This window comes from Marivita sp. S6314 (genome assembly GCF_023015985.1).
Lineage (GTDB): Bacteria > Pseudomonadota > Alphaproteobacteria > Rhodobacterales > Rhodobacteraceae > Marivita.
Genome location: NZ_JALKAO010000003.1, coordinates 55817 through 69050 on the forward strand (window position 1 = coordinate 55817; position 13234 = coordinate 69050).

13 protein-coding genes are annotated in these 13234 nt (G+C 60.6%); 6 read left to right on the plus strand and 7 right to left on the minus strand.

Annotated features, from left to right (window positions below):
- The first annotated feature begins 45 nt into the window (after positions 1-45).
- The 5 genes from MWU54_RS08855 to MWU54_RS08875 all read left to right on the plus strand — a co-directional run bounded on the left by MWU54_RS08855 (position 46) and on the right by MWU54_RS08875 (position 5631).
- A complete protein-coding gene (locus tag MWU54_RS08855; RefSeq protein WP_348647634.1) occupies positions 46-1176 on the plus strand; it encodes an FAD-dependent monooxygenase in 1131 nt (376 codons plus the stop codon).
- 21 nt (positions 1177-1197) lie between these two features.
- Positions 1198-2166, plus strand: a complete 969-nt coding sequence (dctP, locus tag MWU54_RS08860) for a TRAP transporter substrate-binding protein DctP (protein ID WP_247082318.1) — start codon at positions 1198-1200, stop codon at positions 2164-2166.
- A 69-nt stretch (positions 2167-2235) separates the two neighbouring features.
- Positions 2236-2736, plus strand: coding sequence for a TRAP transporter small permease (locus tag MWU54_RS08865; protein ID WP_247082320.1), 501 nt, complete (start codon positions 2236-2238; stop codon positions 2734-2736).
- 2 nt (positions 2737-2738) lie between these two features.
- The gene (locus tag MWU54_RS08870) at positions 2739-4055 is read left to right on the plus strand and encodes a TRAP transporter large permease subunit (protein WP_247082322.1); all 1317 of its coding nucleotides are present in this window, start codon (positions 2739-2741) and stop codon (positions 4053-4055) included.
- A gap of 7 nt (positions 4056-4062) precedes the next feature.
- A complete protein-coding gene (locus MWU54_RS08875; protein ID WP_281496046.1) occupies positions 4063-5631 on the plus strand; it encodes a sulfatase-like hydrolase/transferase in 1569 nt (522 codons plus the stop codon).
- Here the strand turns inward: MWU54_RS08875 and MWU54_RS08880 are convergent.
- The 5 genes from MWU54_RS08880 to MWU54_RS08900 are packed head-to-tail and all read right to left on the minus strand — an operon-like array spanning position 5622 to position 9247.
- On the minus strand, positions 5622-6158 hold the full coding sequence (locus MWU54_RS08880) for a pentapeptide repeat-containing protein (protein WP_247082326.1): 537 nt from the start codon (positions 6156-6158) through the stop codon (positions 5622-5624). The genes MWU54_RS08875 and MWU54_RS08880 overlap by 10 nt on opposite strands.
- On the minus strand, positions 6155-6883 hold the full coding sequence (locus MWU54_RS08885; protein WP_247082328.1) for an SDR family oxidoreductase: 729 nt from the start codon (positions 6881-6883) through the stop codon (positions 6155-6157). Before MWU54_RS08885 ends, MWU54_RS08880 begins: the two co-directional genes overlap by 4 nt.
- Positions 6880-7923, minus strand: coding sequence for an aromatic ring-hydroxylating dioxygenase subunit alpha (locus MWU54_RS08890; RefSeq protein ID WP_247082330.1), 1044 nt, complete (start codon positions 7921-7923; stop codon positions 6880-6882). The genes MWU54_RS08885 and MWU54_RS08890 overlap by 4 nt, the downstream gene beginning before the upstream one ends.
- Positions 7924-7954: 31 nt before the next feature.
- Positions 7955-8281 carry a recombinase-like helix-turn-helix domain-containing protein gene (locus MWU54_RS08895; protein ID WP_247082331.1) on the minus strand — a complete coding sequence of 109 codons (327 nt, stop codon included), beginning with the start codon at positions 8279-8281 and terminating at the stop codon, positions 7955-7957.
- Positions 8282-8290: 9 nt separating this feature from the next.
- Positions 8291-9247 (minus strand): cupin domain-containing protein, encoded by a 957-nt coding sequence (locus MWU54_RS08900; RefSeq protein WP_247082332.1) that lies wholly within the window; start codon positions 9245-9247, stop codon positions 8291-8293.
- Between the two features lie 93 nt (positions 9248-9340).
- Between MWU54_RS08900 and MWU54_RS08905 the strand changes: the two genes are divergently transcribed.
- Positions 9341-10078: an IclR family transcriptional regulator gene (locus tag MWU54_RS08905; protein WP_247082333.1), complete on the plus strand. Its 738-nt coding sequence runs from the start codon at positions 9341-9343 to the stop codon at positions 10076-10078.
- Positions 10079-10211: 133 nt separating this feature from the next.
- Here the strand turns inward: MWU54_RS08905 and guaD are convergent, their stop codons facing one another.
- Together guaD and MWU54_RS08915 are read right to left on the minus strand one after the other, a co-directional pair.
- Entirely contained in the window at positions 10212-11543 is a 1332-nt protein-coding gene (guaD, locus tag MWU54_RS08910) for a guanine deaminase (protein ID WP_247082334.1), read from the minus strand.
- Between the two features lie 64 nt (positions 11544-11607).
- On the minus strand, positions 11608-13209 hold the full coding sequence (locus tag MWU54_RS08915; protein WP_247082335.1) for a xanthine/uracil/vitamin C permease: 1602 nt from the start codon (positions 13207-13209) through the stop codon (positions 11608-11610).
- Positions 13210-13234: the final 25 nt, after the last annotated feature.

Here is a 13234-nt window from a genome sequence, read left to right on the forward strand (position 1 = left end):
GAACAGTATGTTCAATATAGAACATAAGACAAGGGGAAAACTCTCGTGACCGGGTTGAAAATAGCGATATGCGGCGGTGGCATCGGAGGTCTTTCGGCAGCCATTGCGTTGATGCAAGTCGGACATGACGTGACGGTTTTCGAAAAGACCCGCGCGTTCAATCGTGTCGGTGCAGACATCAACCTGACTCCGAACGCCGTCTTTGCCGTCGACCGTCTTGGTGTGGGTAACGTGCTCCGCAAGACGGCCGCGCGTCCGACATTCCGCATCAGCCGCGATGGGGAGACCGGCGAAGAAACCTCTCGTCTCCCGATGAGTTCAGCCGCCGAAGAGAAATACGGCGCACCCCAGTTGACAATCCACCGCGCCGATCTTTTGGAAGCGCTTCGGGATCGCCTTCCTGCGGACAGGCTCCAGCTTGGCAAGGCTGTCTCGGGTGTGGTCACAGACGACACCTCGGCCACGGTCACCTTTGATGACGGCAGCGAACAGGCGTTCGATCTTGTGGTTGGCGCCGACGGCATTCATTCGGCCGTGCGCACCGCGCTTTGGGGGCAGGATCACCCGAAATACACCGGTATGGTGTCGTATCGCGGCGTGTTCCCCCGCGAAACAGCCCCCGACCTGCCGGATCTTGATGCCTTTACCAAGTGGTGGGGCGAAGTGCCGGAAAAGCAGATCGTTGTGTTTCCCCTGACGGGTGGGAAGGAAATTTTCGTGTTTTCCACCATCCCGCAATCGGACTGGTCCGAAGAGGGCTGGACACTGCCCGGGGATGTCGAGGACCTGCGCGCGGCTTATCAGAACTTCCATGCGGATGCCCGCAGCATTCTGGACCACTTGACCGATGTGACGCGCTCTGCGCTGCACGTGCGCGATCCCATGACGCAATGGGCCAAGGGACGCGCGACGCTTCTGGGCGACGCGGCGCATCCGATGGTTCCGTTCATGGCGCAAGGGGCCTGTATGGCAATCGAAGATGCCGTGGTTCTGGCGCGCGCGCTGGACGGCGCGGGCAACGACACCGTGTCCGAGGCGCTGGCCCGCTACGAAGAAGAGCGCAAACCCCGCACGGCACAAATTCAAGAAAGCTCGTTGGCCAATGAATGGCTGAAAAAGGGCTCAAACGCCGACTGGGTGTATGGCTACAATGCCTGGAACACACCTTTGAAATAAGACGTCTAACAGGGAGAAACCATGAAACATCTATTCAAAAGCGCACTTGTCGCCGCAACTCTGGCCGCTGCACCAGCCTTCGCGGACGCGGTCAATATCAACGCGGTGACGCTGGCACCAAAGCCGGTTTACATCAACGGACCTTTCAAGAGTTTCGTCGAGGAAGTGAACGAAAAATTCGCTGGCAAGGTTGAGATCAACTGGCGCGGTGGCCCCGAGGTCATGCCGCCGTTCAAACAGGCCGAAGGTGTGCGCAACGGCGCAATGGACATGACCTACACCAGCCCGAGCTACTATCAGGGCCTTGTCCCGACATCGGGCACGATGAACCTGTCGTTCAAAACCTACGAAGAAATCGCTGCCACCGACTACCACGAGCGCATGACCGAGCTGCACGCCGAGAAAGACCTTGTGTATCTTGGCGAAATTCCGGCGACCGAGCTGAACTTCTTCATTTACATGGGCGAAGAGGTGGCCAGCCTTGATGATCTCAAAGGCAAGCGCATCCGCGTTTTCCCGACCCTGCTTCCGCTGGCGCAAGCGCTTGGCGCAGAGCCGATTGTTCTGCCGATGGGCGAGATCTACACCGCCATGGAGCGCGGCGCGATCGACGGCTTCATGCAAGGCCCGCTTGGTCAGGCCGAACAATTCGGTGATCTCGTGAAAACGGTTGTCGCACCGGGCGTTTACCGTGCGGGCTTCCCGGTTCTGGTGAATCCCGATACCTGGGCCGAGATCCCAGCGGATGTTCAGGCCGAACTGACCACGTTCCTGCGCGAAGATTTCGCGCCCCGCATGGATACGATCTGGGCCCAGCCGATTGCCGACAGCCAGGCGCAGATGCGCGAAAAGGGCTGGACGTTCCTTGAACTGTCCGGCGACGACGCCGCTGCCTATGAAAAAATGGCGATGGACGCGGCCTGGGCCGTCACAGCCGAAACAGCAGGCGCAGACATCGCCGCTGAATTGCGGGCCATGCTGGACCGCTAAAAAAAGGGGTCTCCCTGTCGGTGCCGGGCTCTGTCCCGGTGCCGAATTTTCTCCAGCCAAGGAAACACGATGACGCGGGCAGTTCATCCGGTATGGGCGTTTTTTCAACGTATTAACCTGATTTGCGCAATCGTTGGTGCGATCCTTCTGTTTGGAATCGCGGCCATCGTGTGCTTCGAGGTTCTGGGCCGCGCCTTGGGGGCGTCGTCCCGCCTCTGGGTGATCGAAGCCAGCGAATACGCATTGCTGTTCATCACGTTTCTGGGCGCACCTTACCTGCTGCAGCTCAAGCACCATGTCGTCATGGATCTGCTGGTCAACGGCCTGACCGGTGTCCAGAAACGGATATCGCAATTCGTCAACGCGCTGATCGGTTTGCTGGTGTGCCTGGTGCTGACCTATGTCGGCGTGCAGATCGTGCTGGACCAGCTCGATCTGGGCACGCGTGAGGTCACGGTAATGCGCCCCTTAAGCTGGTGGATCACCTCTGCGATGCCGCTTGGAACGGGGCTGATGGCCATCCAGTTCCTGCATGCGTTGATCCTGAGCTATACCGGCGAGGACGTTTGACCATGGAGTGGTACTTTACCCTACTCGTGATCCTTGGCCCGCTGTTCATGCTGATGCTGATGGGCTTGCCCGTGGCCTTTGCCTTTTTCGCGGTGAACCTTGTTGGGGCCTACATCCTGATGGGCGGCATTGCCGGGATCGAGCAACTGGTCCTGAACACGGTCGACAGCATCAGCAGCTTCACGCTGATCCCAATCGCGCTTTTCATGATCATGGGCGAGGCGATGTTCCAGTCGCGGATCGCCGTTGATCTGATGGACACGCTCGACAAATGGTTCGGAAAACTTCGGGGACGGCTTGCCCTGATGGCTGTTGGGGGCGGTGTTCTGTTCTCGACGCTGACGGGCAACTCGATGGGGTCCATTGCGCTCTTGGGGTCTTCCCTGACGCCAGAAATGGAAAAGCGCGGCTACAAGAAAGAAATGTCGCTTGGCCCCATTCTCGGTTCGTCTGGCCTTGCGATCATGATCCCGCCCTCGTCGCTGGCCGTTGTCCTTGGTGTTATCGCCGAGATTTCAATTGGACAGATCCTGATCGGGATCATCGTGCCGGGCCTCCTGATGGCGGTGCTTTACGTGGTCTACATCATCGGGCGCTGCACAATCAGCCCCGAGCTTGCGCCTGCCTTTGATGTCCAACCGGTGCCGCTGTCAGAGAAGATCAGCTCCACCATTGTGAATATTGTCCCGCTGACACTCGTTGTCTTCTGCGTTGTCGGCGTGATCTTCCTCGGTATCGCGACGCCAAGCGAGGCGGCGGCCACCGGGGCGTTTGCCACGTTGTTCCTTGCCCTGATCAAACGGCGTCTGACGCCGCAAGTCTTCGGACGAACGATGCTGGCAAGCTCGAACATCTCGGTCATGGTCCTGCTGATCGTTTCGGGTGCCGTCACCTTTTCCCAGCTTCTCGCGTTCACCGGCGCAACCTATGACATGGTGGATGCGGTCCTGAGCCTTGATGTGTCGCCATCCACCATTGTTTTCCTCATGGTCATGACCGTTGTGCTGATGGGTATGTTCATGGGTCCGTTGTCGATCATGCTGATCACGCTGCCGATCTTCGTGCCCGTGGTCATTCAGCTTGGGTTCGATCCGATCTGGTTCGCCGCGCTGTTTCTGGTGGCCATTGAAACCGGCGCAACCTCCCCGCCGTTCGGCGCTGCCTTGTTCGTGATGAAAGCGGTGGCCCCTAGGGGGACGACGATGGGCGAAATCTACAAGGCTGCCGTGCCGTTTATCATCCTTGATCTGGCGGCGATCCTGATCCTGTTCTTCTTTCCTGTTCTGGTGACCGGGCCGGTTGGCCTGATGTTCGATTAGACCAACAATGAAAAAGCGCCCCAATTTCCTTGTCATCATGACCGACCAGCAGCGGGCGGATCATCTTGGCTGCTACGGGAACCCGATTGTTCAGACCCCGAACCTTGATGCGTTGGCGGCGCGCGGAACCCGCTTTGATCGGTTCTACGTCGCCAACCCGATTTGCCAACCGAACCGAGCCGCGCTTGCGACGGGGCAGTTGACAACTGTCAACGGGTGCCGAAAAAACGGCATCCCGGTTTCTTGTGACAGTACGACCTATGCGGACGTGCTGCGCGCTGCGGGCTATCGCACCGGGCTGGTGGGCAAGGCGCATTTCCAGAATGTGTCGCCGATCGAAGCCAAACCACCCGCGTTGCGCGGGACAGGCGATGCGCCCGAGCCGCCGTTTGACCGCGCACGGCGCCGTCAGCGCTCCGGCCCCGAGTACGAACACGAGATCCGTTCAAACTGGATCAAGACCCCGGACCGGGACGTGCCGCGCCCGTATTACGGGTTTGATGAGTTGGCGTTGTGCATCGGCCACGGCGATCAGGTGGAAGGGCATTATACAGGCTGGTTGCGAGACCGGCTAAACGGTGCGCCGGACCCGCGTGGACGCGACAATGCGGCAGATGACGGGTTTGGCAAAACGCCCCAGGTCTGGCGCACGGCACTGCCGGAAGAGCTTTATCCGACAAGCTTTGTTGGGGAACAGGCCTGCGCCTTTCTTGAACAGACCGACGACCGCCCGTTTCTGCTGCTGGCGTCATTTCCCGACCCGCACCATCCGTTCACGCCGCCCGGTCGCTATTTTGACATGTACGACCCGGCACAGATCCCGTTGCCAGAAAGCTTTGCGTACAAGACCGGGGACCGGAACGACCTGCCCGCACATCTGAAACGCGTCTACCAGTTCGGCGACGAAAAGCCGGACGCCTACTGGCCGTTCCACGCAGAGGCCGACACGATCCGCCGAATGATCGCGCTGAACTACGGGGCGATCACCATGGTTGATGATTGGGTCGGACGCATTCTGCAGGTGCTTGAGCGAACCGGGCTTTCCGAAAACACGCACGTGATCTTCATGTCCGACCACGGCGACTACATGGGCGATCACGGGACAACCCTGAAGCATGGGGTACACAGCCACGGCCTGATCCGCGTGCCGATGATCTGGGCGGATCCGACGCGCAAGACCGGCGTATCGAGTGAGATACAGGGCAGCGCCATTGACTTCGCCCCGACGCTTCTGGCCCGCGCGGGGCTGCAAGAACCCGTTGGCATGCAGGGGCGGGATTTGCTTGCGGAGGACGCCGAAAACCTGCCGGTGCTGATCGAAGATGCGGGGCTGTCCTTTGCCGATCCTGACGGCAAGACGGCGAGTCGAACGCTGGTGCACGAAGGCTGGCGCATGACGGTCTTCGAAGGGTCAGAACTGGGTGAACTATACGATCTTGAAAAAGACCCGTCGGAGTTGTCCAACCTCTGGAGCGATGGGTCTGCAGCACAACGCAGGGTGCGGATGCTTTATCTGCTCGCAGACCGGCAGATGGCGCTTCAGGACGCGTCTTTGGTCCCGACCCATCAGGCCTGAAGCGCGTCCCAATTGCTGCGCCTGCCATGTAGGTCGCAGCCGTTTGTTGTGACGGTCCCAAGCTGTGCTCCATCTGCCCAGAACCCGCCAAGAAACTCGCTGTTTGAAAGGTTTGTTTCGCTGGCAATCTGTGCGTTCTCCAGCGTCAGATTTGCCATGATGAGGGCGTTCAATAGCGAGATCCTTTGCGCCCGAACGCGCTCAAGGTCCAGCACGCCGCGCACCTGCACCTCGTCAAGGCAAAGCGTGTCGGCTGTCAGCCCTTCGGCCCGGCAATCAATCATGAAACGCGCGCCTGTCAGGTCGAGCGTTCCGTCAATTGTTGCATTCATCAGCCACGCAAGACCGAGAAACGTTGTGCCCCGCGCGCTGACGTTCCCCTTGAACGCTGCGCCGCTGAGATCAAAACCGCGCAGCACCATGCCGTCGAGAACCAAAGGCCCGTCGATCACTGCAGCGCGGCCATCGAAATGCTCTCCGTGGTGCCACGGTTTTTGCAGCTCTGCGATGAGCGCGTCTGGCGTCATGTGAACACGAAGCCCCGGTTGACCGGCAACACTTGTCCGGTCAGCGTCAGCGCGGCCTCGCTCAGCAGAAAGGCAACGGTGCCTGCAATATCTTCGGGAGGCTGCGCGCCGGGCACGGCTCGACCGTCCTCGTACTGCGCATGGCGCGCGCGTGGGACGTAGTCTGTGCTTTCGGTCGTCAGGATACCTGGCGCAATCGCGGTGACCCCGACCCCGTCAGGCCCCAACTCGCGCGCCAGTGACCGGGTCATGGAAATGACCGCACCCTTGGAGGCGGTGTAGGAAATCAGGTTGGGCGCGCCCCAAAGCGCAGTGTCCGACGCGACGTTGACGATCCGCCCGCTGCCCGATTGCCTGAGCAGCGCGGCGGTGGCTTTGATCATCAACCACGTGCCGCGCACGTTCACTTCCATCACGCGGTCCCATGTGTCGATGTCGACATCTTCGAACCCGATGCCGCCAATGCCGGTGGCGATTGCACCATTGTTGACAAGACCGTGCAGCGGGCCGCCCACGGCGTCCGCCAGCGCGGTGATGCTCCCGGGGTCGCGCAAATCGACGGGGTGAAACCGCGCGCCCAGCTTTTCAGCCACGGCTCGGCCCTCGTCCTCCAGGATATCTGCAAGGATCAGGTCCGCACCGGCGTCGGCCAGATGGGTCGCCAGAGTCGCGCCCAATCCGCGCGCCGCGCCGGTGACCAGAATGCGCCGTGCCTGCAGGCTCATTCAGCCGCAACCTTCGCAGCATCCTCGGCCGCGATCTGTTCCTTGGCAGCGCGGTGCAGCGCCCGGCGCAGATGGGCGACGCCGATGTCGTGCTGATAGAGCATTTCGCGGGTCCGCGCGTCGTCGGGCATGCCTTCCAGCATCACGCGGTCCTGCTCAAGTACGTTCCAGTGCCGCTCTTCCAGACACGCGCGATAGAGAAAGCGCCAACTGTCGCGGTCAAATCCTTCGACCTTGCGCATCCGCCAGAAGAAGACCTTGCATTTCTGCGGTCCGATCGGGGTCACGTAGCCAAGGATCCGCATGTGCCCACCGGGTCCGGCGGCAGGCGGGTAGGGGATGTCGAGGAAACAGAACATGCCCCCATCGGCTACCGAAAATTCCGTCCAGTCGAAATTCTCGCCCACCTGGCCCACGCGGCTGACCCGGAACCCGTCTTCGCGGTTGTCGAGTTCCAGCAGGTCCTGCTTGGAGCCGAAGGCCAGTGTAAAGCTTTCCGCGTGCAGGTAGCAGCCGTGCATCGGGTCGGCGAGGTTGTCCAGCGCATAGCGATAGTTGACGCCCCACTCGGCGGTGCACAGGAAACCGGTCCAGGCCGGGTCCGACAGTTCGACCGGCAAGGGCAAGTCGTGCGGTTCGTCGTCCTCGTTGTCAGACACGAAGACGAACACGGCGTCGCTGGCCTCTTGCACCTTGTAAGAGCGCAGCGCCTTGCGGCCTTCCATCGGGCAGTCCGGCATGGCCGGAACACGTTGGACCGTGCCGGTCCCGTCAACGATCACGCCGTGGTAGCGGCAGCCGATATTGCCGTCATGTATCTCGCCATAGCTCAGCGGCGCGCCACGATGCGGGCAGAAGTCCTCGATGCAGCGGATATCCCCGGTGCCATCGCGCCAAAGCACCAGTTTGCGACCCAGAGCAACCGCGCCGTAAGGCCGGTCACTTTTGATCTCGACAGATTTCGCGACCGGGTACCATTGGTTCCGCAGGCCTTCATTAACCCGCTCTTCAACCCGGGTTTTCATATCGGCGGTCATCATCTTTCAAATCCTCCCTGATCGGCCCGGGGGGTTACCCCCCGAAGCCGTTTTCCGCATATGCCGCATCCAGATCGGCGTTAAGGGCTGCAAGTTCCTGCGCAAGGCTGTCGGCTGTCCAATCGGCCTTACCAGAACTCGGGCACTCGACACCTTTTTGTGCAAGCGCCGCAGCCAAAGCATCCGGCCCCGATACGCCGGACGCGTAAAGCTCCATCAACGCGTCCGCCAGCGCCTCTTCCTGCGCGGTCAACGCCCGGCCCCGGCTTTGATAGGGAAGCTCCGGACGGCCCAACTCGAATTTGGCCGCTTCCATCACCGCCTTGAATGCGTCGGGTTTGCCCTGTTTCTGTTGGGTCATTGTGCAGCCTCATCCCTTGGCATATTCGGCGCCATCTTCGCCCGACGACCCGATCACTGTCCAGACAGTCGCGGCGCCGGCACCGGGGTTGCGCAGGTAATGCGCCTGACCGGCAGGTGTCTTGACCAGATCGCGTGGGCCAAGCTCGACGGCAGCTTCCTTGCCGTTGTCATCGACCCAAACCACCTCGACAGAGCCTTCGAGACACAGGCAGGCATCTTCGACGTTGCGCGTGAACGGCGCGAGTTTTGCGCCGACTGGCAGGCCCCACATTTCCTTACGGCATGTGTCCTGCTTGATCGCACCGGGCGCGTCGCCGACATAGACCTTGCGGGTAAAGCCCGCGGCTTCCCAGATCGTCGGAAGCTCCACATGGCGAACCACGTAGTTTGACATCAGCTTCTGAATCGGGTGATCACCGTTGCGGTCGAACTTGATGGTTTTTCCGGGCTCGGCACCGAAATTGCGGGCCAGCTCGGTTGGGTGTTCCTTGGGGTGATAGTGATAGACCGGCGGCAGCGGTTTGCCGACATCGACCGAGATCGACATCATCACCGGTTCGACACCATCCACGCGGAAGCCGTGCCCAATCTCGCGCGCGTTCAGGATCATGTCTTTCGGCCCGAGGTTGACCTCGACCACCTCTCCGTCTTTTTCCCAGCCAACGATCAGTGCGCCGTCGATGATCAGGAAGCTTTCTTCGATCTCGTGGCTGTGGCAGGCAGCGTAGCGGCCAGGCTCCTTGTAGATCAGGCTGACCGTGAAATGGTCGGCCTTGAGCGTTGAGGTGTCCCCGACCTTTGGGGAACCACCGGCCCCGATGTAACGCATCTGGGCGCGGGCCAGTTCGTCATAGCCGCTGTTCGACGGAAACGCGTTCCAGTCGAAGGTCTTGTCGGTGAAACGACCGGTGTTGGCGGCAAGGCGATCCGCAAGCGTTTGACCAGTTGTGTTTTCGATGTTCATGGCGGGCTCCTTTGAACGTGTCCTGCAAAGATATTGCAATGAGTCATGTTTCAGGGAAAGAATGCGTTTTGTATATGAAACGCGAGGGCCGTGATGAGCGCGAACGATCCCTATATCGTACCAGGTCTGGTGCGCGGCCTGGCGGCGCTGCGCAGCTTCACGCCAGAGCGCCCCGAGCAGGGCCTGCCGGAGATTGCAAAATCGCTTGGCATCACACGCTCTGCCGCCTTCCGCACGATTCATACGCTGGTGTCAGAAGGTTATTTGCTCGAAGTGCCGGGGAAATCCAAATACCGACTCGGGCCGCAGGTTCTGGGCCTGAGTTACGGGTTCCTGGCCAGCCGCGAACTTCTGGAAGTGGCGAACAAGCCGCTCGAAGCGCTGCGCGATTCCATCGACTGGTCCACGCATCTGGGCGTGCTGGACGCGCGCCATGTTCTGTACCTGATCCGCTTTCCGGCAACAGACGGGCTGTCGTCGCTTGTTCATGTCGGCTCTCGCCTGCCTGCGGCGCAAACGGCGATGGGGCGTTTGCTTCTGGCCCACCGCACGGAACGCGAAATCCGCAAAGCGCTGGAGCTCAGGCCAAAGTCCGAACTGGACGCGGCACTCGCCAACCGCGCGCATGATCTGCAGCGCGAGACCGTGGTGCATCAGGGCCAGTTCGAAAGCGGCCTCTGCAGCGTCGCGGCTCCCGTCCGCGACATGTCCGGATCCGTCGTCGCAGCGGTGAGCGCAACGAAATACACGCAGGATTTGGACGAGGACGTCACAAGGCAAACCATCGCAGCGGCACAGGCCATCAGCAGAGGGCTGGGTGCGGCGGTTTAGGTCTGGGCATTGCGGATTGGAGGGCCACCCTCTGATGGACTCGAGTGCCGCGTCGGTGAAACGACGTGATCGAATGCGCAACAAGCCATTGGCCGGATGTCACATTCGACAGACGTCGTTCGGCAGGACCTGATCACGCCAGAGTGGCGACCCGTGCGGGGCGGGTGACAGTGTCCGCCTTTTGAGCGGTGCCGTTCAAATAGACTTCGTCAATCGCGCGGTCGTCTCCCATGATTTGCAGAACAAACAGCTCTTCGGCGAGGCTCTCGGCGCGGTCCATTCGCAAGGCCATGGCGGTGGTGGCGGAGGAATTGAGGACAACCACGTCCGCCTCGCTTCCCGGCGCAAGTGTGCCGATCTTGTCGTCGAGCCCAAGCACACAGGCGTTGCCGCGGGTGGCCCAGTGGAAGGCTTGCAGCGGATGCAGGGATTGGCCCTGAAGCTGGAGGACCTTGTAGCCCTCGTTCAGCGTTTGCAGCATGGAATAGCTGGTGCCCGCGCCGACATCGGTGGCGATGCCATTTGTGATGCCACGCGCGCTTAACCCGCCATGATCGAAGAGCCCGCTGCCGAGAAACAGGTTGGAGGTGGGGCAAAACACCGGATGCGCGCCCGACTCGGCCAAAACGTCGATCTCTCTGGGTTCAAGGTGAATGGCGTGGCCCAACAGCGAATTATCGCGCAAGAGCCCATATGATTGGTAGACGTCCAGATAGTCACGCGCTTGCGGGTAAAGTTCCTTGGTGTAGGCGATCTCGGCCTTGTTCTCAGACAAATGCGTCTGAATGTGGCATCCCGGATGCTCGGCTGCCAGGGCCTGCGCCATTTCCATCTGTTCCGGTGTCGAGGTGATGGCAAAGCGGGGCGAGATCACATAGCCGTTGCGGCCCTTGCCGTGCCAATCGGAGATGAGCGTTTTGGTGTCGTCATATCCCGATCGCGGCGTGTCGCGCAGGGCGTCGGGCGCGTTTCGGTCCATGAGAACCTTGCCCCCCAGCATCCGCATGTTGCGGCGGGTGGCTTCTGCGAAAAACGCATCGGCCGATGCTTTGTGGACAGAGCAGAAGGCCACCGCGCTGGTTGTGCCGTGGGCGATCAGCTGGTCATAAAACGCCTGAGCCATGAGCTGGCAGTGCTCTTCAGAGGCATAGCGGGTTTCTTCGGGGAAGGTGTAGTTGTTCAGCCAGTCCAGAAGCTGCGAGCCCCAGGAGGCGATCACCTGCACCTGTGGGAAATGAATGTGGGTGTCGATGAAGCCCGCCATCATCAGATGTGGACGGTGATCCGTCACCGCCACGTTGCGGGCCTTGGCGCGGATCGTTTCGAAAGGTCCGGTGTCTTCGATCATCCCGTCCCGGATCAGAAGGCCTGCATCTTCAAGATACGTGTAGGCACCGGTGTCATCGCCGTTCTGCGGTGCGCGGTGAAAGGTCAGAAGGCGGCCGCGAAGCAACTTGTCGGTCATGGGTCTCTCGATCTTAGCAGGATTGAAAAAAAGGGGCGGCCTGATGGCCACCCCTCGTGTTGGGTCAGGCCTGTTGTGCAGGCGTGTCATCGTCGATGAAGTCCGGCTCGTCGGGAACGATGACGCGGTGCTCCAGGTCTTCCTTCGGGGCGAACATCGGGTAGATGTACAGGAACGCGCCGACGATCAGGTACCCGATGGTGATCCCATCGAATTGCGGCATCTGCAGCGTGTAGGAATGGATGACCCCGACCGAGGACATCACCGCTGCAGCAACGGCAAACCCACCGGCCATCTTGAACCGCCCGTCAATCACATCTGCCACGATGGCACCCCACACCAGACCGGTGATGATGGCACCCTGGCTGAGGGCCAGATGGCCTTCGTAATGCGCGCCTTCCATCAGGAGGGCGGCGGTCAGGCTGTCGTCACCCAACGCGGGCAGGCCTTCGACACCCGAATTGCGCAGGGCATTCATCAGCGACCCCCATTTGGTCATCAGGAAGGCCGAGATGTGCGGCAGGATCGCAAAGGATACAGCCGCCATATGCATCGGCTTGACCGCCCAGGCTGTGTTGGTGATCAGGCTGACCGAGACGAAGACGAGCACCGGGGCGGCGGCTGCAATCGGGATCAGACCTGCGAGAAACGATAGGAAGCCAAGGAACGCGGCGGCTGCGATCACGAGAGCCACACCAACGATATACCCGGCATGTGCATCAAGACGCTTGTAGGCCGGGTGACCGATATACACCGTTGTCGGGAAAGGCGATCCGAACAGCGCGCCGATCATGGTGCCTGCACCGTCAGTGACCTGGCACACGCCAACCGGGTAGGCGTCGCCTGCGGCTTCGGCGGATTCCACGTTGTTCATCGTTTCAATGAAATTGTAGATCTGCACCGGGATCAGAACGAGGAACAGCTCCGGGTTTGCAAAGAGGTACTGAACGCCTGCAATCAGATCTCCGATATACGGTACGGGCGGGTAAAACCCGATCCCACTGACGTCGATCCTGGATTCGCCCAGAATAATGGCGATGATCGTGCCTGCGGCGATGGCGACCAAACCGGCGGGCAGGTTGCCAGGCAGGCGAAACCGGCCGATCAAGCCCCAGAGAATGAAAAGCAGCGACGTGAATGCGATAATCGGGTTTTCGAAGATCTGTGCCAAGGGGACGGAGCCGATGAAGACAAGCGCGATACCGCACAATGTCCCCAGCATGCCCGCACGCGGTGTAATACGCTTCAGATAGGGGCCGACAATTGCGCCCATCGCGGCGACGATCCCGCCCATGAAGCCCGCGCCAATGCCGACCTGCCAAGCCAGAAGCGGGTCTTGCGTTGCCCAGTAAATCGGCCCGATGACGCCAAACAAGTAGACGAACATCACGGGGGTCGAGATGCCGTAGGGCAGGGCGGTGACATCCTTGCCCTGTCTGTTTGCCGCCCATTTGGCGAGATAGGTATACACGGCGACGCCGGCCAGGATCGCAACGGCAGCTCCGGGAACGATGCGCCCATAAACAATCTCCGGCGGCATCTGAAAGACAAACTGGCAAACCGCCGACAAGATCAGCAAGTTGACAAGGTTGTCCGTGAAAAGCGCCCAAAAGGCGCTGAAATCGCTGCGTGTGAACAGCTTGTAGTCGTAGGTCCTCCCGTCCATGACGGTCTCCTCCTCTGATCGGACG

Excerpts from the sequence above, each read along its gene's own strand:
- MWU54_RS08905 (WP_247082333.1), top strand. The coding sequence starts at position 9,341 with ATGAGCGCGAACGATCCCTATATCGTACCAGGTCTGGTGCGCGGCCTG.
- MWU54_RS08885 (WP_247082328.1), bottom strand. The coding sequence starts at position 6,883 with ATGAGCCTGCAGGCACGGCGCATTCTGGTCACCGGCGCGGCGCGCGGA.
- guaD (WP_247082334.1), bottom strand. The coding sequence starts at position 11,543 with ATGACCGACAAGTTGCTTCGCGGCCGCCTTCTGACCTTTCACCGCGCA.
- MWU54_RS08915 (WP_247082335.1), bottom strand. The coding sequence starts at position 13,209 with ATGGACGGGAGGACCTACGACTACAAGCTGTTCACACGCAGCGATTTC.
- MWU54_RS08880 (WP_247082326.1), bottom strand. The coding sequence starts at position 6,158 with ATGACGCCAGACGCGCTCATCGCAGAGCTGCAAAAACCGTGGCACCAC.
- MWU54_RS08890 (WP_247082330.1), bottom strand. The coding sequence starts at position 7,923 with ATGATGACCGCCGATATGAAAACCCGGGTTGAAGAGCGGGTTAATGAA.
- MWU54_RS08895 (WP_247082331.1), bottom strand. The coding sequence starts at position 8,281 with ATGACCCAACAGAAACAGGGCAAACCCGACGCATTCAAGGCGGTGATG.
- MWU54_RS08870 (WP_247082322.1), top strand. The coding sequence starts at position 2,739 with ATGGAGTGGTACTTTACCCTACTCGTGATCCTTGGCCCGCTGTTCATG.
- MWU54_RS08875 (WP_281496046.1), top strand. The coding sequence starts at position 4,063 with ATGAAAAAGCGCCCCAATTTCCTTGTCATCATGACCGACCAGCAGCGG.
- MWU54_RS08900 (WP_247082332.1), bottom strand. The coding sequence starts at position 9,247 with ATGAACATCGAAAACACAACTGGTCAAACGCTTGCGGATCGCCTTGCC.
- dctP (WP_247082318.1), top strand. The coding sequence starts at position 1,198 with ATGAAACATCTATTCAAAAGCGCACTTGTCGCCGCAACTCTGGCCGCT.
- MWU54_RS08865 (WP_247082320.1), top strand. The coding sequence starts at position 2,236 with ATGACGCGGGCAGTTCATCCGGTATGGGCGTTTTTTCAACGTATTAAC.